This is a genomic window from Kribbella alba, assembly GCF_039529635.1.
GTDB classification, from domain to species: domain Bacteria; phylum Actinomycetota; class Actinomycetes; order Propionibacteriales; family Kribbellaceae; genus Kribbella; species Kribbella alba.
This window is the reverse complement of record NZ_BAAANE010000004.1, coordinates 1,332,299-1,355,215: the sequence shown is the minus strand read 5'-3', so window position 1 is coordinate 1,355,215 and position 22,917 is coordinate 1,332,299. Positions and strand designations below refer to the sequence as shown.

Sequence of the window (22,917 nt, the reverse complement as noted above, 5' to 3'; positions counted from 1 at the left end):
TCTCCACTGCATCATGGGGCGATGTGGGGGGAATCCGAGGGGACCAAGGGTGACGCGACGATCGAGGAGATCGGCCGGCGACGCACGTTCACCAACACGTTGTCGCTCGCGATCGTGCTGTTCGTGGTGCAACTGCCGATGGTTGACGCGGTCCGGGACAACGCCGGATCCGCGTTCGACTGCGCGATCCCGGGCCGGTTGTCGTTGCTCGTCGACGTGCTCTTCATTGGCACGTATGTCTATGCCGCCTATCGCGCTTACAAATACGTGCGCTTCCTGCAACAGCCGCTGTGGCAGGCGATCGCGCGGATCGGTGCGCTGCTCATCTTCCTCGCCGCGGTCCTCGACGTTGTCGAGGACATCAAGCTGTGGAGCGACTTCGGCCGACAGACCGGTGGCTGTGCCGACTTGTCCACTGGGTGGCTCACCTGGCTGATGCGGGTGCTCTGGGTGGCCGGTTCGCTGGTCCTGGCGGTCTGCCTCTTCGCCACCAGCCGCTTCGGCCGGCGCAAGTTGTTCGGCATCGAGCCCGGCCCTCGAGCGACGTTCGAGCGGGAGCCAGATCCCGGCCCCGATGCGGGTCGACTGGTGATCTGCTGCTCGGGCGGCGGGATCCGGTCCGCGTCGTTCTGTCTCGGAGCCCTGCAACTGCTGCGGGAACGCGGGTACTACGACAAGGCGTCCACGGTGATCGGCGTCAGTGGAGGCGGCTACATGGCAGCCGCCTTCCACGTCCTTCGGCGGACCTGCGCCGATCCCTTCTCTCCTGGATCGGCCGAGTTGGCCCGGCTTCGCAGGCAGACGCGATATCTCTTGCAGGGTGGGCGTGCGATGTTCCGCGCGGCCCTGTCTGTGTTGTTCGGCGTGATCGTGAACCTGTTGCTGATCGGCATCATGCTGCGCGCGATCGCCTGGGTGCTCGGCTGGTTCCTCTCGGATCAGAAGGTGGTGGTTGCCACCGGCCAGGAGATCCGGGTGGACTGGCGGCCGGGTGGTTCCTGGTGGTTCGTCGGTTTGTCGCTGTTCCTGATCGCGGTGAGCGCGGCGATGTTCGTGCTGGAGAAGGTGTGGGACCGCTGGGCGCGGATGCCGGACCCGGTTCGCAAGGTGCTCACGACTGTCGGCGGAGTCACCTTGCGCTACGGTACGCCGGTCGCCGTGCTGCTGCTCGGCGTACCAGGTGGCCTTTATCTGTTGGGGAAACTCCCCGGCGGCAACGCTGACCAGCCGAGCCTGCCGTCCGCCTTGCTGGCGTTGGTGGACCCGACCAAGCAGGGCGTCGCCTCGTTCGGAGCACTGGTGGTCGTGCTGATCGGCCTCGGCCGGACGGTGTGGAACGGCCTCGCGGTGGAGAGCAAGGATCCGTCCGAGGCAGGCCTGCGCGGTCGCCTGCTCGCCTTCGCGCGGAACAAGCTCGCGCCCTGGGTGGGCAGCGCGATCATTGTGGGCGCGGCCGTCATCGCGCTGCTGCGCTGGACCGGCGGATATGCCACGGACCGGTCCTACCAGATGGACTGGTCGGTCGCGCTGGTGCTGGCGAGCATCGCGATCGCGATCAAGCTGCTGACGGATGCCAACCGGACCTCCCTGCATTCCTTCTACCGCGAGCGGTTGTCGCGGGCGTTCCTGGTCACCCGGAAACCAAACGGTGCCGCGGTCAGCCTCGATTACAGCATCCGCCTGCGGTACTCCGAATGGGCGAAGCCGACGGACGGTGGACCGCAGTTGGTCATCGCGGGCGTGGCGAACGTAGCCGACGCGGACTTCGTGCCGACCCAGCGCGACTGCGTTCCGTTCATCTTCGACGCCGAGCAGATCGGCATCGTCGGTGACCGCTCCCTGCCGACGGGTGGTCGCCGCCGCACAGAGGACTACGAGCGTGAGGCCGACGTGCTGAAGCGGGAGGTGACCGTGCCGGCCGCGATGGCGATCAGCGGCGCCGCACTCAGTCCGCTCACGGGCCGGGTGAACAGCCGGACCCGCCCGGTCCGCCTGCTCCTCGCCGTCCTCAACGCGCGCCTCGGCGTCTGGCTGCCCAACCCGTACTGGAACAACCGCGACGAGGACACCTTCCCTGAGGTGACCGGCTTCGCGGCCCGTGTACGCCGGTACGTCGGCAGCGTGATCGACAAGCCCGGCCCCTACCGGTTGTTGCGCGAGGCAATCGGCAGTCCGTCCATGTATGACCGGCGGATCTACGTCACCGATGGCGGGCACTACGACAACCTGGGCCTGGTCGAGGCTCTTCGCCGCGAACCGGCCCAGGTGATCGTCATCGACGCGTCGAACGATCCCGAGGACCGGTTCAACGCACTCGGCGAGGCGATCGCCACGGCCCGGATGGACCACGGCATCCGGATCGACATGGACCCGGCGCCGATGATCCGCGGCCAGAAGACCCGCGCCGACCGGTCCTGGGCCTATGGCATCGCGACCCATCCGCTCAAGGAGGGCCGGCGGCAGCCGTACAAGACCGAGATCTTCTTTCTCAAGGCCGTCCTGGCCGGCCACCTCGGCTGGGACGTCGAGCAGTACGCCACCACGCACGACGACTTCCCGCGCCGCTCCACCGGTGACCAGTTCTACGACGAATGGGACTTCGAGGCCTACCGCGACCTCGGGTATGTCCTCGCCGAATCCCTGACCGATCACCACCGGGTCAAAGCCCGCCTGGAGGACCTGCCCGACTGAGGGCGAGCTGCCTTTGACAGGCGAGGGCTATCGGCAACGAGGCCCTGAACGCCTTGCTGTGCACGGAAAGTAGTCGGATGGATGCTTTCGGCATCAACACGGACAGTCCCGGACTTATCACTACCTGGTGACCTGGTCAGGCGGGTGGTCCGGCCAATATTCTTTACCAAGATTTAGTCGTGACGTTCGGTCGAGCTGGTCGTTGATTTGTCAGACACTTCCGATCATCGGGTCTCCTGGGGGATCCGGAAGGGCCACCTGTGCACCGATTCAACTCACCACCGAGCTGGCCTGATCCTCCGACCGCCACCTGGCGTCCGCCGCTCGGCTGGGAACCCGATCCGGAGTGGCCCGATGCGCCGGCCGGGTGGGGATTCTGGATCAATCGCCACGGCCGTCCTGCCAGCGGCCCGATCGGCGCCTATGGCGCGGTCGACGCCGGTCGTCTCGAGCTCGCCACTGCCGACAGGTGCTTGCTGCTGATGCACAGCTGAGCCCTGTTATCGCGCTCCGGTGTTATGTTATCAACCGACATAACATCCGCAGCGGGATGAACAGGAGGTGCACGCGTGGGCGAACCGGCCTGGATCGGCATCGACCTCGGCACCCAGAGTGTGCGATCCGTCCGTGTCGATGCTTCCGGTGCGGTGCTCGCCCGAGCGAACCGACCTCTGACCAGCGCGCGCCGGACCTCACCGTCGGGTGATCGTCATGAGCAGGATCCGCTCGACTGGCTCGCGGCCGTCGACGCCACCCTGGCTGAGGTCGCGGATCCGGCCGTCGAGGGCATCGCGATCTGCTCGACCTCCGGCACCGTCCTCCTCACCGACGACGCGGGCCGGCCCGTCGCCCGAGCACTCATGTACGACGACGCCCGCGCGGCCGCGGAACTCCCCAGGATCGTGGCGGCTGATCCCGAGCGCTGGTCCTCCTCGATGCAGCCGACCTGGGCCCTCCCCAAGATCCTCTGGCTCGAGCCGCGCGGCCGACGCATCGCGCACAGTGCGGACGTGGTTGCCGCACACCTGGTCGGTCACCCGGTCGCCACCGACACCAGCCACGCCCTCAAAACCGGGTACGACCTGGTCGCGGGCTCCTGGCCGTTCGATGCTTTCGACCGCTTGGGCCTCGCACCCGAGACCTTGCCGGAGGTAGTCCTCCCAGGCGCCGGGCTCGGTCGGGTCTCGGCGGCAAACGCCAAGATCACCGGGCTCCCTGCCGGCACTCCCGTGTACGCCGGGATGACTGACGGGTGTGCCGCTCAGATCGCTGCAGGCGCGCTCGCCCCAGGTGCCTGGAACTCCGTCCTCGGCACCACGCTGGTCCTCAAGGGCGTCAGCGAGGATCTCCTCGAAGACCCGACCGGCGCGGTCTACAGCCACCGGCATCCCGACGGCGGCTGGCTGCCGGGCGGCGCCTCGAACACGGGCGCCGGCGCGCTCACCGAGATGCTCCCCGGTGCCGATCTCGACGCGTTCGACAAAGCCGCGCGGGAACTCGGCCCGATCAGCGCCGCGATCTACCCGATCACCAAGAGGGGCGAGCGGTTCCCCTTCGTCGCACCCCAGGCCGAGCAGTTCGAGCTCGGCGATCTCCCCGACGACCTGCACCGGTACGCCGGAATTCTGCAGGGTGTGGCGTTCATCGAGCGGCTCGCGTTCGAGCACCTGGAGAGCCTCGGCGCCGAGCCGGTGGGATCCGTCTCGCTCACTGGCGGCGCGGTGCGCAGCGATTACTGGAACCAGCTCCGCTCGGACGTCCTCGGCGTACCGGTGGAGCTGCCCGCGACGCCCGACCCGGCGTACGGGATGGCTGTGCTTGCGGCGTCGGGTGGTGCGTCGGTGACAGAGACCGCCGCGCGGATGGTTCGAGTCGAGCGGGTGTTGGAACCACGACCGCAGGAGACACTGAACAATCTGTACGGCGAGTTCGTGGCGGAGCTGACCCGACGGGGGTATCTGGCGTGAGGACGATCGTCGTACTGGCTCGGCACGGGCGAACCGATTATCACCACGGCAACCGGTACGCCGGGTCCACCGATCTGCCGATCGACGAGGTGGGCCTCGAGCAGGCGGAGCGGCTGAAGGACTGGGCGGAGGGCTTCGCACCGGACGCGCTCTGGTCGTCGCCGATGCTGCGCGCCCGGCAGACCGTCGCTCCGGTGGCCGAGGCGCTCGGGCTGCAGCCGGTGCTGGACGATCGGCTGCGGGAGGTGGACTTCGGCTCGGCCGAGGGCCGCAGGCTGAGCGAGTTGCCGCCGGACGTGGTGAGGGCGTTCGAGCTGGATCCGGTTCGGGCGCACCTCCCTGGCGGCGAAGATCCGGTGGTCGCAGCGGACCGGGTGTACGAGGCGTTCCATCAGCTCGCACGTCAGCACGAGGGCCAGAAGGTGCTGGTGGTCGCGCACAACACGCTGATCCGGCTGCTGGTCTGCCGGGTGCTGGGACTCGAGTTGCGGGAGTACCGCAGACTGCTGCCTACGCTCGACCCCGCGGCGCTGGTGCGGTTCCGCCGGCAGGACGGCACAGTGGGTCTCGAGGCGTACAACACCCCGGCAGTCCGAATGGAGACCCTGGTATGAGTTCCGACCTCGACGGTGACACCACCGAGCTGAGCCGGCCGGCCCGGCGCCAGGCCGAGATCGCGGCGTACGTCGTCGAGCACGGCTCGGTGTCGGCCAACGAGCTGGTCGAGGCGTTCGGGGTCAGCGTGATGACCGTGCACCGGGACCTGGACGAGCTGGAACGGCAAGGTGTCGTTCGCAAGTATCGCGGTGGCGTGAGCGCCCAGCCGACCAGCGTGTTCGAGAGCAACGTGGCCTACCGGTTGAACACAGCGCAGGCGGAGAAGGCGGCACTGGCCCGGCATGCCCGCGCGATGATCGAACCGGGGATGTCGGTGATGCTGGACGACTCGACCAGCGCGCTCGCCCTGATCGACCTGTTCGAAGACATCACCCCGTTGACCGTTGCCACCAACTTCCTCCCGGCGATCGGTCGGCTGACGGAGCTGCGCGACATCACGCTGCTCGCGCTGGGTGGGATCTACTCGCCGACGCACGACTCGTTCGGCGGAGTGCCGTGCGCGCAGGCGGTCGATGCCCTGCACACCGACCTGCTCTTCTGCAGCGTGTCGGCGGTGTCGCCGACGCATGCCTTCCACCAGGAGCAGGAGATCGTCCTGGTCAAGCAGGCGATGCTGCGGTCCGCGCACACCAAGGTGCTGCTCGCCGACCACGGCAAGCTGCAGCGCACGGCCCTGCACCGGCTGGCCCCGCTGACCGACTTCGACCTGGTCGTGGTCGATGAGAAGACCCCTGCAGACCTCGTCCAGGCCCTGCGCGACCACGGCGCAACCGTGGAGGTCGCACCGCTCTAGCTCTCAGGAGGTTGGATGGACGTCGGAGTGGATGTCGGCACCACGGTCACGAAGGCTGTCGCGTTCGACGAGGAGGGGCGTCAGCTTGCCGAGGCGTCCCGGCCGACGAGGCTGGTTCGGCCCGGGCCCGGCCGGTTCGAGCATGACACCGACGAGATCGTTGCCTCGGTCAACGAGGTGGTCAGCGAGCTCGCGGCCGCTGTTGGCAACCAGCCGGGCGTCCTTGCGATCACCGCGCAGGGAGACGGGCTGTGGTTGGTGGACGCGGGCGGCCGCCCCGTCAGGCCGGCGATCTCCTGGCTGGATGCGCGGAGCAGTTCGATCCTGGAGCAGTGGACGACTGACGGAGTCGCCGAGCAGGTCTTCCGGCGATCCGGCAACCGGATGTTCCCCGGGGCATCCGGCCCGCTGCTGGCCGCAGTACTGGCTGAGGAGCCGGACGTCGCCGCCCGCGCGCACACCGCGGCGTACTGCAAGGACGTCGTGATGCAAAGGCTTACGGGCGTCCGCGCGACCGATGTTTCCGATGCGTCAGCGCCTTTCCTCGACCCGCGGACGGGCCAGTACGACGCTGACGCCCTGGTCGCGTGTGGTCTCGACAAGTGGCAACATCTGCTGGCTCCGGTCGCCACGGGGCCGATGGGCGAGCTCACTGATCCCGCGGCCGGATTAGCCTTGGGAACAAGGGTTTCGGCTGGTCCCTACGACCTCCCCGCGGCTGCCATCGGTGCCGGTGTCGCCGAGGTCGGGGACGCGTTGCTGACAGTCGGTACGACGCTCGCATGTCAGGTGGTCACCCGGGAACTACCGGTGGACGGGGAGCCGGCCGGGTTGTTCCTCGGCACGTGGACACCTGGGACTTGGCTGCGGGCGATGCCGGCGATGGTTGGTACGGCTGCGCTCGATCGGGTGCTCGCGCTGGTGGGTCTTGGGACTGACCAGCTCGCGGGGCTGTTGGCCGATAGTCCGCTGGGTGCTCGTGGAGTGACCGTGCTGCCCTACTTCTCGGAGGCCGGCGAGCGTGCGCCCTTCGTGGATACGCGGGCGCGAGGGAGTTTCGACGGGATCGATCTCTCGACCACCCAGGCGGACCTCGTCCGGGCGACTTGTGAAGGAATCGCCTACGCGGCTCGGCATTGCCTGGAAGCGGCTGGGTGGAACGGGCGGGTGACGGTGTGCGGAGGCGGCGCGCGCAGTAGCGAGTGGACGCAGATCCTCGCCGACGTGCTGAACAGTCCACTGCACACCACCGAGGCATCCCAGGTCGCCGCGAGGGGTGCCGTGATCGGCGCCAGACAGGCCGTGGACCCGGACACCGCCGGACCCGGGTGGATCGCGATCACTCGACAGATCGACCCCGATCCTGCTCGTGCCGCCTTCTATGACGAGGGATACGCGCACTACCTGCGCCGGATCGAGTCCGCGCGCCCACGCTGGGCCGACCCTTCGCCGATCCCCGGCTGATCGTGGTCGCCAACCGCTGCTTCACCCGAACTTGACGAGACCAGGAGCCTGATGAGAACCGTCCGAACCCTGCTTGCCGGAGACCACTTCGTCCGCAACGACCTGCTGGCCGGTTCGCTGTCCAAGCTGGATGACGTGACCTTCGACTTCCGGGAGATCACCTTGCCGTGGCCGCTGACGCCGTACGGGCGGGTGGCCGAGGTGGACGAGGCCAGCGATGCCGAGGAGCAGTTGATCGAGGCGTTACCGGGCATCGAGGTGGCGGTCACGCAGATGGGCCCGTTCACCGAACGCGTGCTGGATGCCGCGCCAGACTTGCGGTTCCTGGTCTGCTGCCGGGGTGGTCCGGTGAACGTGAACGTGCCGGCGGCGACCAAACGCGGCATCGTCGTCTCCTCCACGCCGGGACGCAACGCCGCCGCCGCGGCTGAGCATGCGGTCACTTTGATGTTGGGTGCCCTGCGCAACCTTCCGCGGTTGCAACGCACGCTGGAGCAGGGGGAATGGCGGAGCGATCTCTACGCCTATGACGAGTGCGGTGGTGAGCTTGGCGGCGCGACCGTAGGCCTGATCGGATACGGCGCGATCGGTCGGCGGGTAGCCCGGGTGATGCTCGCCTTCGGTGCTCGCGTGCTGGTGACCGATCCTGCCATCGACCCGGCCTCGCCTCCCGACGGCACCGAGGCGGTCACGTTGGACGACCTGCTCCGGCAGTCGGACGTGGTCAGCCTGCATGCGCGGCTGACGGACCAGACCCGCGGCATGATCGGTGCGCGACAACTCGCGCTGATGCCGCGGGGCGGCGTACTGGTGAACACAGCGCGTGGCGGGCTGCTCGACTACGACGCCACTGTCGATGCGCTGGAGTCCGGGCAGTTGGGGGCGGCGGCCTTCGATGTCTTCCCGACCGAGCCGGTGCCGGCCGGTTCACGGTTGCTCACAGCGCCGAACGTCGTGATGACTCCGCACCTGGCCGGTGCTACCCGCCAAACCGCTCACCGGGCCGGTTCGATCGCGGCCGAGGCCGTGGCCGCCTACCTCGCCGGCCGCGACCCGATCGGACTGGCTTCCTGATCGGACGAGCCTGTGGATCCGACCCGCTGGCCCGCCTGAAGTCGCACCGCTGCGTTCGGGCTGCGGGTACGTGCGCTGAGTCACAATTCCGATGTGCGGAATTGTTCTTACATGGCCGGGAAATGTGTGATTGCCTTGGTTCATGAGTATCAGCATTGGTGTGGTCGGCGCCGGCCAGTTCGCCCCCTCGTTCCTGCGGCTCTGGACCGCGCACCCGGAGGTCTCGGACGTCCGCTTGACCGACCTCCTGCCGGACCGGACGGCTGAGCTGGCCGCGCGGCTGGGCGTCTCCATCACGTACCAGTCGTTCGAGGAGATGCTCGAGTCAGACGTCGACGCGATCGCGATCTTCACCCAGCGCTGGCTGCACGGGGAGATGGCGATCCAGGCGCTGGAGGCCGGCAAGCACGTCTACTCGACCGTGCCGATGGCGATCGAGGCGGACCAGATCGCGAAGATCATCGAGCTGGTCAAGGAGACCGGCCTGACCTACATGATGGGCGAGACGAGCTTCTACTACCCGTCGTCGGTCTACTGCCGGGAGAAGCTCGCCGCCGGTGAGTTCGGCCGGGTCTTCTACTGCGAGGGCGACTACGTCCACGACATGGACCTCGGCTTCTACGCCGCCTACCAGTACAGCGGCGGTGAGGAGTGGAAGAAGGTCGCCTCATTCCCGCCCATGCTTTACCCCACGCATGCTGTCGGCAACGTTCTGTCCGTGACCGGGCAGCACGCCACCCACGTGTCCTGCATCGGCGTGAAGGACGACCGCGGCGACGGGGTGTTCGACAAAGAGGTCAGCCAGTTCGACAACGACTTCAGCAACGCGACCGCGCTGTTCAAGCTCGCCGACGGCGGCGTGATGCGCACGAACGAGATGCGCCGCGTCGGCTACCCCTCCCACATCCGCGAGTCGCGGCTGCGCGTCTTCGGCACGGAGGGCAGCTTCGAGCAGCTCGCCGAGGTGAGCGTCTGGCAGACCAAGGAAGGTGTCGAGGACGTCAGCGAGCTGCTGGAGTCGGCGCCCAGCGCCTCCCTCGACGACACCGACATGATCAACGTCGACCCCGCCCTGCGCGACGCCTTCCTCTCGGGGCTGGCGCCCGTCCACGACCGCAGCCGCCTGCCGGTCGAGTTCACCGGCCTGCACAACGGCCACGAGGGCTCACACCACTTCCTCGCCGACGACTTCGTCCGCGCGGTCGCCGACAAGACGCTGCCGCCGGTCAACGCCTGGGTGGCCGCCCGCTACACGCTGCCGGGCATCTTCGCTCACCAGTCCGCCCTCCAGGGCGGCGTCCAGCTCGAGATCCCCGACCACGGCGACGCCCCCGCCTGAAGCTGACAAGTGCCGCACCCGAAGTGTTCGGGTGCGGCACTTTCGTGGCCCGCTGACCAGCGGGTGACCTACGCGGCCTCGGAGGTCACGCTGGGGGATCGGGCTTCTCGGCTGCGGGTGCGGTGCCGGTACCACGCGTAGGCGAGCAGTGCGCAGACGAGGCCGTTGAGTATCCCCGCGCCGATGTCCGTGACGTGGTGCATCCCGCGATAGAGCCGGGCGAACGCCACCAGCAGCGGCATGGTGAGGCAGACGACGACCGTCACCCACCGCAGCCACGCGCGCCCGATGCCCAGCGCGATGAGGGCGAGCGCGACGTACAGGCCCGTCGAGGCGCCGACGTGTCCGCTGGGGAAGCTCGCCGTCGGCGGTGACGGGTCGAGCTTGACGACCGGCGGGCGGTTGCGGTCGACGACCTTGGCAGCGATGAGGAAGATCAGCCCCTGCATGGCGATGGCCAGCACCGGAACGGCTGCCAGGCGCCAGTCGCGGGTTCGCCACAGCAGCACCGCCGCGACGATGACGCAGACGCCGATGACGGTCTCGGTGTTGCCGATGTGCGACCACACCAGCGTGATGGAGTTCCAGGTGTTCGTCCGGTCGGCCGCCAGGTCTTTGTTGACCGACTCCTCGGCGTGGGACAGCCCGTCGAGCGGTCCGCGCAGGGCGATACCGATTCCGACGACCAAGCCGCCGAGGACTATGCCGGGTGCGACGGCCCGGGTGAGGAGGTCGCTTCCGTCTTGCCGATGAATCCGATCCATGATGAGAACACGATCCCTAATCCGAGGATGAAGCCCGCGACGACGTCTGACGGGAAATGAGCCCCGAGGAAGATCCGGTCCAGGCCGACCAGGACGACTACGACGATGGCCAGCGCGACAGCCAGGCGACGACCGGCAGTCGACAGCAGCGGCCACAACAGGAAGACCATGACGCTGGCCGCCACGGTGATGTTCAGCGCGTGGCCGGAGGGGAAGGAGTAGCCCTGCGCATGCGGCACCGAATCGTCGACGACCGGCCGGGCGCGCTGGACGATGAGCTTGGAGATACCCCCGATACCCCAGCCGGCCATCATGGTGACGAAGGCCCACAGAGCTCGGCCCCTCAGCTTCCTGGCTACCCAGGCCCAGACCGCGACGATCGTCGCGACGAGGTAGACGAAGATCGGCCGGCTGATGTCTTGGAGGACAGTCAACGCTGACACCAGACCGTGGCTGACGGCGAAGTCGGTGGCTGCCCTGATGGCTGCCTCGTCGGCATCGATCAGGGGGTCGAACTGCTGGCGGACCGCGAAACCGAGGAGAAGGACGGGCAGCGCGAAGGCGCCCATCGCCAGGACGCCCCGGAGGAGGCGCCAGCTCCGCGTCCGGACGACATCTGTCGCGCCTGCGACGAGCCGGACGCCGTGCGGCCTCGTCATGGCTGGCTCTCCATGACCCTGAGCGTAGGGCTACCAAGCAGCAGGGGCACTTCGTACGTCTTCGGCCGTGTCGACCCATCCCCATCGCTGCGACCGTGTCGTGACCGTGACCGTGCGGTGACCCGGTGTCAGGGCTGGTCGTAGACCTTGCGGAGGCGCAGCGCCATGGAGTTGTCGATGTGGCGGTTCATGGCGTGTTCGGCGGCCGCCGGGTCGCCGGAGCTGATGGCTTCGACGATCTGGCGGTGTTCGACCAGGACCTCGGGGCCGGTGTCGCGGTCGTAGTGGAGCCGGAAGATGTGCAGGTGGCAGTGCGTCCGCTCGAAGGCCAGCCGCACCTGATCGCTTCCGGACAACCTCGTGATCAACGAGTGGAACCGCTTGTCGTGCGCGGTCAGCGACTTGTAGCCGGCGTAGTCAGCCGATGTCGGTTCGACCGCGGTGGCCAGTTCCTCGGCGAGGAGCTCACGCCCGGCGCTGTCGATCACCTCGGCCGCGTGCCGCGCTGCCCACGGTTCCAGGAGCCGGCGGAAGCGGTACAGGTCGTCGAACTCCTCGAGCGTCAGCAACGGCGTCGCCCGGTAGCCCTTCAGCGGCTCCTTGTCGGCTAGGCCCTCGGACTCGAGCCGGGCGAGCGCCTCGCGGACGGGAGTCGAGGAGACCTGGAACTCGCGGGCCAGCCCGTCGATGGAGATCCGCGCGCCCGGCCGGATCACGTGGTCCATCAGCATCGTCTTGATCGTCTCGTACACGTCGTCGGCGAGCATCTGCCGCCGCAGCAGCCGGCGGTCCGGCAGCTCGACGGCGGGCGCGATCGGTTCTGTCATCGAGGCCCATTCTCCAGGGACTGGTCGCGGGCTTGACCCAGCCCGCGCAGTTCGGCAGGGTGGCACTGGTAATCATGCATCATGCACGATTCGAGGTCCGCCAGCTAGCCGGAGGCGCAAAACAATGCTCAGGTTCGAAGAGATCGGCGTACTGCCCGAGCCAGGGGACAACGTCGCCATCTCGTCGCGCCGCCTCGAGGCCGGCGCCGTGATCGACTTCGCCGGTACCGCGGTGACGCTGCCGCACACCGTCCTCGAAGGCCACCGGTTCGTCGCCCGCCCGGTCGCGACCGGCGAGGCGCTGACCTCCTGGAACACCCCCTTCGCCCGAGCTCTCCGCGATCTGGAGATCGGCGACTACGTCTGTACTTCGACCAGCCTGGCCGCGGTCTCCGCCAGAGGGGTGGAAGGTCTTCCCGCCGAGCCCTCCGCCAAGAACGAACCCCTCGACCCCTACGTGCTCGACGAGAACGCGCTGAACCTGGGCCAGCAGGTGACCTCGGTCGAGCAGCCCGGCACTTTCCTCGGCTACCCCCGCGAGCAGGGGCCGGCCGGCACGCGCAACCATGTCGTCCTGTTGGCGACGAGCTCCCGCAGCAGCGGCTTCGTGACGGAGCTGGCCCGCCGGTTCGACGGAGCGCAAGGCTTCGACGGCGTCGTGCCGGTGGCTCATACCGAAGGCGGCGAGGCGGGAACGCCCAACAACCTGCACTTCCTGCTGGCCACGTTGGCCGGGTTCGCGCTGAACCCCAACGTCGGCGCGGTTCTGATCGTCGACACCGAGGAAGACCTCGTGTCCGGTCAGGCGATCCGGGACTTCATGGCCGAGCACGGCTACCCAGGGATCCGGGTGCCGCATGCGTACTTCACCCGCCGGGCGGCCTTCGAGAAGGACCTCACGGCGGCGGGCGCGCTGGTCGAACCGTGGCTGCCGGTGGTCGCCGCCCAACAGCGCGAGGAAGTCCCTCTGGCGGATCTGTGGATCGGCCTCCAGTGCGGTGGATCCGACGCGTTCTCAGGCGTCAGCGCGAATCCGTTGTCCGGAGCCGTCGCCCGCGAGGTGATCCGGCACGGCGGCATCGCAGTACTGGCTGAGACCGACGAGCTGATCGGTGCCGAGGGTTACGTTCTCAAGAACGTGCGGGACCTCCCGACGGCACGGCGATTCCTCAAGACCGTGCAGTCGTTCAAGGAGCGCGTCGGCTGGCACGGTCACACCGCGGAGGGCAACCCTTCCGGCGGCAACGTCTACCGCGGGCTCTACAACATCGTCCTGAAGTCCGTCGGTGCCGCCCGGAAGCTCGATCGCGACGTCCGGCTGGACCACGTGATCGACTATGCCGAGCCGATGCCGGGCCACGGGTTCGTCTTCATGGACAGCCCGGGCAACGACCTGGAATCCGTCGCCGGCCAGGTCGCGAGCGGCTGCAACCTGATCTTCTTCACCACCGGCAACGGCTCGATCACCAACTTCCCGTTCGTGCCGACGATCAAGTTCGTCACCACCACGGCGCGCCACGAGCTGCTGAACGCCGAGATGGACGTGAACGCCGGTCGCTACCTGACCGGTCTGCCGATGGACGAGCTGACGGCGGAGACGTTCGACCTCACCGTGCGGGTGGCCTCGGGCGAACCGAGCGCGGGTGAGAAGGCCGGCCACAGCCAGGTGTCGATCTGGCGCAACTGGCGGCAGAGCGGTCCGCGTGAAGGTATCTCGATCACCACCGACGGCCGCACCTCCCGCAATCTCGCCGATCTGCCCGCCGAGGATCGCGACGCACCGCTCGACGGCCTACCGCTTCAAGTCAAGGCGTCTGCGGTCGAGCCGACGGGCGTGGTGCTGTTGGAGGCGGACGAGCGGCGGGCACCTGAGCAGGTCGGGTTGATCCTGCCGACGAGTCTGTGCTCCGGGCAGATCGCGCTCCGGTTGGCGGCGCAGGCCGAGACCGAGCGCTGGGCAGGCGACGCGGTCAGCAGGATGGTCGCGCTGCCGCACACCGAGGGCTGCGGATCGAGCGGCGGGGCGTCCGAGGAGACGTTCGCGCGGACGATGCTCGGCTACCTCCTGCACCCCAACACCCGGATGGCTCTCCTCCTGGAGCACGGCTGCGAGAAGACCCACAACGACTACTTCCGGTCGCGCCTGGTGGAAGCCGGCGCCGATCCGTCCCGCTTCGGCTGGGCCAGTATCCAGGCCGATGGAGGGCTCGACGCAGTCAGCGAGCGGGTCAAGCAATGGTTCGGTAGCTTCGACCTGCCCGCCCCGACGGAAGTCGCCGGCACTGTCGGAGACCTCACGATCGCCCTCGAAGCTCGCGGCCCGTTGACCTCCGAGACCGCCGAAGCGATGGCATTGATCGGCCGCGAGATCGTCGGCGCAGGCGGCTCGGTCGTGCTCTCGTCGCGCGGTGCGCTGCTGGCGAACGACGACTTCCGGTACGTCGCGTTCAACCGCCGCGACGAGGTGGTGCCGACGATCGCACACGGCCAGCGATTCGCAGTACCGGGCTGGCACGTGATGCGGATGCCCGGGACCGACTGGATGGAGACGGTGACCGGGTTCGGTGCCGGTGGCGTCCAGCAGGTGCTCGCGCATGTTGCCGGGGGCACCTTGTCGGCCCAGCGATTCGTCCCGGTGGTGGAGTTCAGCAACGACCCGGAGACGGTCGCGAAGTACGGCGACGATCTCGATGCGGTTGCCGCAGGCAAGGCTGACGAGCAGGCCCGGGCCGGGCTGGACATCGTCGCCGCGGTCGCCAGCCGGCGGCAGGTCCCCAAAGCGGTTGCTTCCGGCAATGTTGGATTCCAGATCACCCGTGGTCTGCTCGGCACCTCGATGTGAAAGGCGAAGACTTCATGCACTTGGTCCGTTACCAGCTCCCAGGCCGGCCGCCGCAGGCCGGAGTCCGCACCGGTGACACGGTGGCACCCATCCATGGCATCGCCGGGATGGCGGAACTCCTGCGCCTGACCGCGGAGGAGCTTCGCGGGTCGCTCGGCAAGCTCGGTGACGAGGTGCCGCTGGCGGACGTCCGACTGCTGCCGCCACTCGACGGGTACGGCGAGGTCTGGTGTGCCGGCGTCACCTACGAGCGCTCCCGCGGTGCCCGGATGGAGGAGAGCACCGAGCAGTCCGTCTACGACCGTGTGTACTCCGCGCCACGGCCGGAGCTGTTCCCCAAGTCACCCGCCTGGCGCCTCGTCACGGACGGCGAGCCGATCGGCATCCGCGCGGACTCGGGCCACGACGTACCCGAACCCGAGCTGGCGATCGTCGCGAACAGCCGCGGCGAGATCGTCGGCTACACCATCTGCAACGACGTCAGCTCACGGTCGATCGAGGGGGAGAACCCGCTCTACATCCCGCAGGCAAAGGTGTTCGCCGGCGGTTGCGCGCTGGCCACCGGCATCCGGCCGGCCTGGGAGGTCGCCGATCCGAAGGACCTCACCATCGACCTGGTGATCCGCCGTGACGGTGCCGAGGTCTTCACCGGCACGACCTCGACGGGCCAGCTGATTCGCGAGCTCCAGGATCTGGTCGACGTCCTGTTCGTGCCGAACGAGTTCCCCGACGGCGTGATCCTCGCGACGGGCACCGGGATCGTGCCTGAGCTGGACTTCGCGCTGCAGGCCGGCGACGTCGTGGAGATCTCTGTCAGTGAGGTCGGAACGCTGACGAATACGGTGGCTGTCGGCCGGGAGCCGTTCGCCTTCCTGGCAGCCGAGATCCTGGAGGAGACCCGATGATCCCGGACACCACGCCCGCCGAACTGGAGCAGGCACTCGCCGACGCCGCGGCGGCCGCCGGGCCGTTAGCGCAGTCCGAGCCGGCCACGCGAGCCGGCTGGATCCGTGCGGTCGCCGATGCTCTCGACGCGGCGGCGGACGAGCTGGTGCCGATCGCTCAGCGGGAGACCGCCCTGCCCGAGGCCCGCTTGCGCGGTGAGGTGGCCCGCAGCAGCGGCCAGCTCCGGATGTTCGCGGACGTCCTGGATGAGGGCTCCCTGCTGGAAGTCATCATCGACACCGCGGACCCGCAGGCCAAGCCCGTACCACGCCCTGATCTGCGCCGCGTGCTGGTTCCACTGGGCCCGGTCCTGGTCTTTGCCGCCAGCAACTTCCCGTTCGCGTTCAGCGTCTGTGGGGGCGACACGGCGTCGGCCTTGGCAGCAGGCTGCCCGGTGATCGTCAAGGCGCATCCCGGTCACCCTGAGCTGTCGCTCAAGACGGCCGAGGTGATGATCGAGGCACTGCGGGCCGCGGGCGCTCCGGCCGGCAGCCTCGGCCTGATCCAGGGGTACGACGTCGGCGTGACCGCGCTGAAGGATCCCCGGATCACCGCCGCCGGCTTCACCGGTTCGGTCCCGGCAGGCAAGGCCTTGCACGAGATCGCGGTGACCCGGGCCGAGCCGATCCCCTTCTACGGCGAGCTCGGCAGCCTCAACCCGGTCTTCGTGACCCAGGCTGCTGTCGATGCCCGAGGCAACGAGATTGCCGGCGGGTACGTCGGCTCGTTCACGCTGGGTGTCGGACAGTTCTGCACCAAGCCCGGCCTGCTCTTCCTGCCGGCCGGACACGGTCTGCAGGATCAACTGGTCGAGGCCACGGGTGGTGTCGCCGGAGGGAAGATGCTCAACGACCGGATCGCGGACGGGTTCTCGTCCGGCCTCGACCGGCTGCAGAAGGTCGACGGCATCCGCGTCTGGGCCTCCGGCGGTGCGACTCTGCTCCAGACCACGGTCCCCGAGTTGCTGGAGCGACGCGAGGAGATCCTCGAGGAGTGCTTCGGGCCGGTCTCGATCGTGGTCGAGTACTCGTCGACCGAGGAGCTGGTCGCCGCCGTCGAGGCCTTCGAGGGCAACCTCACCGCGACGCTGCAGGCGGAAGAGACCTCGGACGCGGAACTCGCCGGGAAGCTGCTGCCGTTGCTGACGGCAAGGGCCGGGCGGGTGCTGTGGAACGGCTGGCCGACCGGAGTCGCCGTGTCGTGGGCCCAGCACCACGGCGGGCCGTTCCCGTCGACGGTCGGGTCGATCCACACCAGCGTCGGAGTGACCGCGGCACGCCGGTTCCAGCGGCCCGTGGCCTATCAGGACACCCCGGACACGGTGCTGCCCGCAGTACTGCAGGATGCAAACCCGGCCGGCATCAGCCGCCGGATCAACGGATCAGTGACCACCGCGGAGGTATCTCGATGAGCGACCAGCCCCCAACGGACCTGCCGCCGACCAACGATCCGAACCCCGGGACGACCGACGCCCTCCTCGGCGGACCCGGACCCGGATCCAGGGCCGACTCCGGCGTACCGGCTGCGAGCGGGCTGTCGACTGATCCAGCAGGGGAGCCGACCCCTGAGAAGACCGGGCGTCCGGTCGGTGACGAGCCGGCGCGGCCGGACGGGCACATCGGGCGGCGGAGCTTCGACCACTGGTTCGGTGAGAAGGACCGGAACGGGTTCATCCACCGGTCCTGGATGCGCGCACAGGGCTTCTCCGACGAGGTGTTCGACGGCCGTCCGGTGATCGGCATCTGCAACACCTGGTCCGAGCTGACGCCGTGCAACGCGCACCTGCGCAGGCTGGCCGAATCGGTGAAGCGCGGCGTCTGGCAGGCCGGAGGGTTCCCGTTGGAGTTCCCGGTGATGTCGCTCGGCGAGACGATGCTCCGGCCCACCGCGATGCTGTTCCGCAACCTGCTCAGCATGGATGTCGAGGAGTCCCTGCGCGGCAACCCGATCGACGGCGCCATCCTGCTGACCGGCTGCGACAAGACCACGCCGGGCTCGATCATGGGCGCGGCCAGCGTGGACCTGCCGACCCTGGTGGTGACCGGCGGGCCGATGCTGAACGGCAAGTTCCGCGGCTGCGACATCGGTTCCGGTACCGCGGTCTGGCGGTTCACGCAGGACGTGAACGCGGGGCGGATGACGCAGGAGGACTACGCCGCCGCCGAGTCCGGCATGTCCCGCAGCAACGGGCACTGCATGACGATGGGCACGGCGTCGACGATGGCCTGCATGGCCGAGGCGCTCGGCCTGCAGTTGACCGGGTCCGCGGCGATCCCCGCCGTTGACTCGCGGCGGTACGCGATCGCGCAGCAAGCTGGTCAACGGATCGTCCAGATGGTTGAAGAGGACCTCAAGCCGAGCGACATCCTCACCCGGGACGCGTTCGCCAACGCGGTGCGCGCCAACGCGGCGATCGGTGGTTCCACCAACGCGGTGATCCACCTGCTCGCGATCGCAGGCCGCGTGGGCGTCGACCTCACTCTGGACGACATGGACGAGTGGGCCCGCGGCGTACCGTGGCTGGTGGACCTGCAACCGTCCGGGAAATACCTGATGGAGGACTTCTACTACGCCGGCGGACTCCCTGCGGTGATGCGGGAGATCCTGCCGCTGCTGAAGGCCGACGCGATCACCGTGACCGGCAAGACCATCGGTGAGAACGTCGCCAATTCCGAGCGCACGGTCGACACCGACGTGATCCGTGCCGTCGGCAACCCGCTCGGCAGCGGCGCCGGAACCGCCGTGCTGAAGGGGAATCTCGCCCCGGACGGTGCCGTGGTCAAGCAGTCCGCCGCGTCCGAGAGGCTGCTGCAGCATCGCGGCAAGGCGCTCGTGTTCAGCAGCATCGAGGAGTACGACCTGGCCGTCGACGACATGGATCTCGACGTCGACGAGGACACCGTGCTGGTGCTCCAGAACGCGGGCCCGCGGGGCTATCCCGGCATGCCCGAGGTCGGCAACATGACCATCCCGCGCAAGCTCGCGGAACAAGGCGTCGACGACATGGTCCGGATCTCCGACGCGCGGATGAGCGGTACGGCGTACGGGACCGTGGTCCTGCACGTCGCCCCGGAGGCAGCGGTTGGTGGTCCGCTGGCGTTGGTCCGGACTGGTGACTGGATCGAGTTGGACGTGCCGGCGCGGACGCTGCATCTCGACGTGTCCGAGGAGGAACTGGCCAAGCGTCGTGCCGACTGGCAGCCGACGACGGTACCGAGCGATCGAGGCTGGGCCAGGCTCTACGTCGATCACGTCACCCAAGCCAACCAGGGCTGCGACCTCGACTTCCTCGTCGGTCGCACGGGGTCGGCCGTCGCCAGGCAGAGCCACTGATGCCCACGTCGTGGGGGCCGTTCGAGGCGATCCGCGGGCTTCGGCCCGACGGGGTGATCCCGCAGGTCACGCCGATCCGTCGCCTCCTGCCGGACCTGCCCACCGAGAACGACCCGTACGCCGCGGCGCAGACGGCGCTGGCTCCACTGGCGGAGCAGGTTCGACCTGGTGCTCGGATCGCCGTGACGGCCGGGAGTCGTGGGATCCACGATCTGGTGGTCGTGGTTCGCGCGGCCGTCGACTGGCTGAAGTCGGTCGGCGCCGAGCCGTTCGTCGTACCGGCGATGGGGTCTCACGGCGGTGCGACGGCGGAGGGCCAGCGGGAGATGCTGGCGGGACTCGGCGTCACGCCGGAGTCCGTGGGGTGCCCGATCGAGGCGACCATGGAGACGGTCGTCGTCGGCACGCTGGAGGACGGAACGCCGGTGCACCACGACGCGCTCGCGGCCAAGGCCGATAGGGTGCTGCTGGTCAACCGGGTCAAGCCGCACACCGACTTCCACGGCCCGGTCGAAAGCGGTCTGGCGAAGATCCTCGCGATCGGGTTGGGCAACCATTCCGGCGCCGCCTCTTTGCATGCCGGTGGGATTCCCTCTCTGGGTGGTGCGATCGAGGCAGCGGCGCGCATGGTGGTTGCGAACGGCAAGATTCTCGGCGGACTGGCGATCCTCGAGAACGCTCATGAGCGCACCGCCGCTGTCGAGCTGGTGGTTGCCGACGGCATCGCGGGTGCGGCGGAGAACGCGTTGCTGCAGCGGGCCGGGAGCCTGATGGGTCGGCTGCCCTTCGACGACCTGGACGTGTTGGTCGTCGACGAGATGGGCAAGGACAAGTCCGGCACCGGGATGGACACGAACGTGATCGGCCGGTGCTGGGTGCACGGGATTCCCGAGTTCGAGTCGCCTTCGATCGCGGCGATCAGCGTGCATCGGCTGTCGGAGGCCTCGCACGGGAACGCCTCGGGGCTCGGGCTGGCGGACGTGATCCCGGCGCGCATTCTGGAGCAGATCGACCTGCGGGCGAGCTATGTGAACGCGCTGACGTCGGGCGCCGGCGGAGCGCGCAGGTCGCGGCTGCCGATGGTGCTCGAGGATGATGCGGCGGCAGTGCTGGCCGCGGTGACGATGAGCGGGCGGCGGGACTGGTCGGAGCTGCGGTTGGCGCGGATCCGGGACACGCTGTCGCCCAATGAGCTGCTGGTGACGCCGGCGCTGCTGGCCGAGGCCGGCGATCGGTTCGAGCTGGAGATCACCGGCCCGGCACAGGATCTGACGGATGCGTCGGGCCGGCTCGGGCCATGGAGTGAAGGATGAATCTTCGCGAGGCACGAGCGCTGTTGGCCGACCGTGGATTCACCACCGGCGATTCGTCGGGAGCACGGTTCCCGGACGGTTCGCCGTACAAGATCGAGATCCCGAGTTGCGAGGGTCCCGCGGTGATGGCGGCCGTGCTGGAGGAGGCGAAGCAACGCGGCGTGACGGTGCACCGCGTCTCCCAGGGCAGCGGCGTGATGATGCTGACCGACGGCGAGATCGAGGAGATGCTCTCGTTGGGTGCGGCTGCCGATGTCGAGGTTTGCTTGTTCCTCGGCCCACGGGGTGCCTGGGACATCGGCGGCCAGGCGAAGGTGTCGGCCGCGGTCGGTGGAGTTGCCCGAGGCAATGAGATGGTCGCCGCCTCGCTCTGTGATGCCTTCCGGGCGGTTGAGCTCGGGGTGCGGAGCCTGCTGGTGGGCGACCTCGGAGTACTGGAACTGCTGGGATTGTTGAAGAAGGACGGCTCGCTGCCCTCGGACCTGGTGCTGAAGACCTCGGTGCTGATGCCGTTGGCGAATGCGCCGACCGGTGCGCTGTATGAGCGGCTCGGCGCGACGAGTCTGAATGTGTCGACGGATCTGCCGGTGGAGGTTCTTGCGGAGATCCGTGCCGCCACGACGGTGCCTATCGACATGTACATCGAGGTGCCGGACGACCAGGGCGGTCATGTGCGGTTCTACGACGTGCCTGAGGTGGTGCGGGTGGCCGCGCCGGTCTATTTGAAGATGGGTTTGCGCAACGCCCCGAACATCTACCCGGTCGGGATGCATCTGGCCGCGACGGCCGAAGCGCTCGGCCGCGAACGGGTGCGCCGCGCTGAATTGATCCTGAGACTCCTCGACGAACAGGAATCCGCTGAATGAGTGTCGATCCGTTGGTCTCCCGCCTCACCTCCTCGCTCGGGGAGAAAGCAGTCGTCACCGACCCCGATGTACTGGACAGCCATCGCAACGACCACGCGACCTTCTGTACTGCGGGAGTTCCGCGGGTCCTCGTCCGGCCTTCCAGTACTGCGGAAGTGCAGGAGGTGCTGCGCGCGGCAGGGGAGTACGGCGTACCGGTGGTGACGCAGGGCGCGCGGACCGGATTGTCTGGTGCGGCGAATGCGCTGGACGGATGCCTGCTGCTGTCGACCGCGCGGATGAACAAGATCCTGGAGATCTCGGTCGAGGACCAGGTGGCAGTCGTCCAGCCGGGTGTCGTCAACGCCGACCTGTCTCGCGCCGTACTCGAGCAGCGGCTGTTCTACCCGCCGGACCCGTCGTCGTGGGAGATGTCCACCATCGGCGGCAACATCGCGACCAACGCGGGCGGGCTGTGCTGCGTGAAGTACGGCGTGACGTCCGACTTCATCCGCGGGCTCGAGGTGGTGCTGGCATCGGGCGAGGTTGTGCGGACCGGCCGGCGGTCGGCCAAGGGCGTCGCCGGGTATGACCTGACGAGGTTGATCGTCGGCTCCGAAGGCACGCTAGGTGTCGTCACCGAAGCGACGCTCGCGTTGCGCCCCGAGCCGGAGGCGGCATTGACGGCGGCGGCGACCTTCCTGTCGATCGAGGACGGCATCGCGGCTGCGGCTGCGGTGATGGCTTCCGGCCTGCGGCCCTCGCTACTGGAGTTCCTGGACGGTCCGACGGCTCGGGCGATCCAGGACTACCGGGACATGGGCCTGCCGGCCGACGTCGGCTCGCTGCTGATCGCGCAGTCGGATCGTGGTCCGCGGGCCGCCGAGGACGTCGCCGCGATCGCCGCGATCTGCACGGCGCATGGGGCCGTGGAGGTTGCCGAGGCGTCGGACGCGGAGGAGTCGCGGATGCTCCTGGAGGCCCGGCGGCTGGTCAACGCGTCGCTGGAGCCGCTCGGCGTGACGCTGGTGGACGACGTCGCCGTGCCGCGGAGCAAGTTGGTTGCGCTGCTCAACGGGATCGCCGAGATCGGTACGAAGTACGACGTACTGATTTGTTGCCCTGGGCATGTAGGTGACGGAAACATGCACCCCACCGTCGTCTTCGATCGCGACGATCCCGCTGCCGAGGCGCGGGCGCTCGAGGCGTTCGGGGCGGTGATGGACCTGGGATTGGCGTTGGGCGGCACGATCACCGGCGAACACGGAGTCGGCAAGCTCAAGCGCCAGTGGCTCGCGCAGGAGCTGGGCCCGATCGGCCTCGACCTGCAACGCCAGATCAAGGCAGTCTTCGACCCCGACAACCTCCTCAACCCGGACAAACTCTTCCTCTGAAACGTCGCGCCCGACGCGTTGCGTCGGAAACGTTGCATCCGAGCGTGGC

Annotated in this window: 17 protein-coding genes; 14 read left to right on the top strand and 3 right to left on the bottom strand. The window is 68.4% G+C overall.

Going from position 1 to position 22,917, the window contains the following annotated elements:
* The first annotated feature begins 21 nt into the window (after window positions 1-21).
* The 7 genes from ABD210_RS13285 to ABD210_RS13255 all read left to right on the top strand — a co-directional run bounded on the left by ABD210_RS13285 (window position 22) and on the right by ABD210_RS13255 (window position 9,946).
* On the top strand, window positions 22-2,691 hold the full coding sequence (locus ABD210_RS13285; protein ID WP_344111500.1) for a patatin-like phospholipase domain-containing protein: 2,670 nt from the start codon (window positions 22-24) through the stop codon (window positions 2,689-2,691).
* 569 nt (window positions 2,692-3,260) lie between these two features.
* The gene (locus ABD210_RS13280) at window positions 3,261-4,658 is read left to right on the top strand and encodes an FGGY-family carbohydrate kinase (RefSeq protein ID WP_344111499.1); all 1,398 of its coding nucleotides are present in this window, start codon (window positions 3,261-3,263) and stop codon (window positions 4,656-4,658) included.
* Window positions 4,655-5,272, top strand: coding sequence for a histidine phosphatase family protein (locus ABD210_RS13275; RefSeq protein WP_344111498.1), 618 nt, complete (start codon window positions 4,655-4,657; stop codon window positions 5,270-5,272). Before ABD210_RS13280 ends, ABD210_RS13275 begins: the two co-directional genes overlap by 4 nt.
* Window positions 5,269-6,069, top strand: a complete 801-nt coding sequence (locus ABD210_RS13270; RefSeq protein ID WP_344111496.1) for a DeoR/GlpR family DNA-binding transcription regulator — start codon at window positions 5,269-5,271, stop codon at window positions 6,067-6,069. The genes ABD210_RS13275 and ABD210_RS13270 overlap by 4 nt, the downstream gene beginning before the upstream one ends.
* Window positions 6,070-6,084: 15 nt before the next feature.
* Complete coding sequence (locus tag ABD210_RS13265) at window positions 6,085-7,533, top strand: FGGY family carbohydrate kinase (protein WP_344111495.1); 1,449 nt, start codon at window positions 6,085-6,087, stop codon at window positions 7,531-7,533.
* Between the two features lie 51 nt (window positions 7,534-7,584).
* Window positions 7,585-8,607, top strand: a complete 1,023-nt coding sequence (locus tag ABD210_RS13260; protein WP_344111494.1) for a 2-hydroxyacid dehydrogenase — start codon at window positions 7,585-7,587, stop codon at window positions 8,605-8,607.
* A gap of 142 nt (window positions 8,608-8,749) precedes the next feature.
* The gene (locus ABD210_RS13255; RefSeq protein WP_344111493.1) at window positions 8,750-9,946 is read left to right on the top strand and encodes a Gfo/Idh/MocA family protein; all 1,197 of its coding nucleotides are present in this window, start codon (window positions 8,750-8,752) and stop codon (window positions 9,944-9,946) included.
* A 68-nt stretch (window positions 9,947-10,014) separates the two neighbouring features.
* Here ABD210_RS13255 and ABD210_RS13250 read toward each other — a convergent pair whose 3' ends face one another.
* The 3 genes from ABD210_RS13250 to ABD210_RS13240 all read right to left on the bottom strand — a co-directional run bounded on the left by ABD210_RS13250 (window position 10,015) and on the right by ABD210_RS13240 (window position 12,196).
* Window positions 10,015-10,635: a phosphatase PAP2 family protein gene (locus ABD210_RS13250; RefSeq protein WP_344111492.1), complete on the bottom strand. Its 621-nt coding sequence runs from the start codon at window positions 10,633-10,635 to the stop codon at window positions 10,015-10,017.
* Window positions 10,636-10,646: 11 nt separating this feature from the next.
* Window positions 10,647-11,369, bottom strand: a complete 723-nt coding sequence (locus ABD210_RS13245) for a phosphatase PAP2 family protein (RefSeq protein WP_344111491.1) — start codon at window positions 11,367-11,369, stop codon at window positions 10,647-10,649.
* A gap of 128 nt (window positions 11,370-11,497) precedes the next feature.
* The gene (locus ABD210_RS13240; protein ID WP_344111490.1) at window positions 11,498-12,196 is read right to left on the bottom strand and encodes a GntR family transcriptional regulator; all 699 of its coding nucleotides are present in this window, start codon (window positions 12,194-12,196) and stop codon (window positions 11,498-11,500) included.
* A gap of 124 nt (window positions 12,197-12,320) precedes the next feature.
* On the opposite strand from ABD210_RS13240, the gene ABD210_RS13235 reads away from it, so the two are divergent.
* From ABD210_RS13235 to ABD210_RS13205, 7 genes are read left to right on the top strand one after another with little or no spacing between them, the layout of a single operon-like run.
* On the top strand, window positions 12,321-15,038 hold the full coding sequence (locus tag ABD210_RS13235) for a UxaA family hydrolase (protein WP_344111489.1): 2,718 nt from the start codon (window positions 12,321-12,323) through the stop codon (window positions 15,036-15,038).
* 14 nt (window positions 15,039-15,052) lie between these two features.
* Entirely contained in the window at window positions 15,053-15,943 is an 891-nt protein-coding gene (locus tag ABD210_RS13230) for a fumarylacetoacetate hydrolase family protein (RefSeq protein WP_344111488.1), read from the top strand.
* On the top strand, window positions 15,940-17,394 hold the full coding sequence (locus tag ABD210_RS13225) for an aldehyde dehydrogenase (NADP(+)) (RefSeq protein ID WP_344111486.1): 1,455 nt from the start codon (window positions 15,940-15,942) through the stop codon (window positions 17,392-17,394). Before ABD210_RS13230 ends, ABD210_RS13225 begins: the two co-directional genes overlap by 4 nt.
* A complete protein-coding gene (locus ABD210_RS13220; protein WP_344111484.1) occupies window positions 17,391-19,316 on the top strand; it encodes an IlvD/Edd family dehydratase in 1,926 nt (641 codons plus the stop codon). Before ABD210_RS13225 ends, ABD210_RS13220 begins: the two co-directional genes overlap by 4 nt.
* The gene (locus ABD210_RS13215; protein WP_344111483.1) at window positions 19,316-20,629 is read left to right on the top strand and encodes a nickel pincer cofactor-dependent isomerase, group 22; all 1,314 of its coding nucleotides are present in this window, start codon (window positions 19,316-19,318) and stop codon (window positions 20,627-20,629) included. The genes ABD210_RS13220 and ABD210_RS13215 overlap by 1 nt, the downstream gene beginning before the upstream one ends.
* Window positions 20,626-21,495: a hypothetical protein gene (locus ABD210_RS13210; protein ID WP_344111482.1), complete on the top strand. Its 870-nt coding sequence runs from the start codon at window positions 20,626-20,628 to the stop codon at window positions 21,493-21,495. Before ABD210_RS13215 ends, ABD210_RS13210 begins: the two co-directional genes overlap by 4 nt.
* Window positions 21,492-22,868 (top strand): FAD-binding oxidoreductase, encoded by a 1,377-nt coding sequence (locus tag ABD210_RS13205; protein ID WP_344111481.1) that lies wholly within the window; start codon window positions 21,492-21,494, stop codon window positions 22,866-22,868. Before ABD210_RS13210 ends, ABD210_RS13205 begins: the two co-directional genes overlap by 4 nt.
* Window positions 22,869-22,917: the final 49 nt, after the last annotated feature.

Excerpts from the sequence above, each read along its gene's own strand:
- ABD210_RS13285 (WP_344111500.1), top strand. The coding sequence starts at position 22 with ATGTGGGGGGAATCCGAGGGGACCAAGGGTGACGCGACGATCGAGGAG.
- ABD210_RS13270 (WP_344111496.1), top strand. The coding sequence starts at position 5,269 with ATGAGTTCCGACCTCGACGGTGACACCACCGAGCTGAGCCGGCCGGCC.
- ABD210_RS13265 (WP_344111495.1), top strand. The coding sequence starts at position 6,085 with ATGGACGTCGGAGTGGATGTCGGCACCACGGTCACGAAGGCTGTCGCG.
- ABD210_RS13260 (WP_344111494.1), top strand. The coding sequence starts at position 7,585 with ATGAGAACCGTCCGAACCCTGCTTGCCGGAGACCACTTCGTCCGCAAC.
- ABD210_RS13255 (WP_344111493.1), top strand. The coding sequence starts at position 8,750 with ATGAGTATCAGCATTGGTGTGGTCGGCGCCGGCCAGTTCGCCCCCTCG.
- ABD210_RS13245 (WP_344111491.1), bottom strand. The coding sequence starts at position 11,369 with ATGACGAGGCCGCACGGCGTCCGGCTCGTCGCAGGCGCGACAGATGTC.
- ABD210_RS13240 (WP_344111490.1), bottom strand. The coding sequence starts at position 12,196 with ATGACAGAACCGATCGCGCCCGCCGTCGAGCTGCCGGACCGCCGGCTG.
- ABD210_RS13235 (WP_344111489.1), top strand. The coding sequence starts at position 12,321 with ATGCTCAGGTTCGAAGAGATCGGCGTACTGCCCGAGCCAGGGGACAAC.
- ABD210_RS13230 (WP_344111488.1), top strand. The coding sequence starts at position 15,053 with ATGCACTTGGTCCGTTACCAGCTCCCAGGCCGGCCGCCGCAGGCCGGA.
- ABD210_RS13225 (WP_344111486.1), top strand. The coding sequence starts at position 15,940 with ATGATCCCGGACACCACGCCCGCCGAACTGGAGCAGGCACTCGCCGAC.
- ABD210_RS13220 (WP_344111484.1), top strand. The coding sequence starts at position 17,391 with ATGAGCGACCAGCCCCCAACGGACCTGCCGCCGACCAACGATCCGAAC.
- ABD210_RS13215 (WP_344111483.1), top strand. The coding sequence starts at position 19,316 with ATGCCCACGTCGTGGGGGCCGTTCGAGGCGATCCGCGGGCTTCGGCCC.
- ABD210_RS13210 (WP_344111482.1), top strand. The coding sequence starts at position 20,626 with ATGAATCTTCGCGAGGCACGAGCGCTGTTGGCCGACCGTGGATTCACC.
- ABD210_RS13205 (WP_344111481.1), top strand. The coding sequence starts at position 21,492 with ATGAGTGTCGATCCGTTGGTCTCCCGCCTCACCTCCTCGCTCGGGGAG.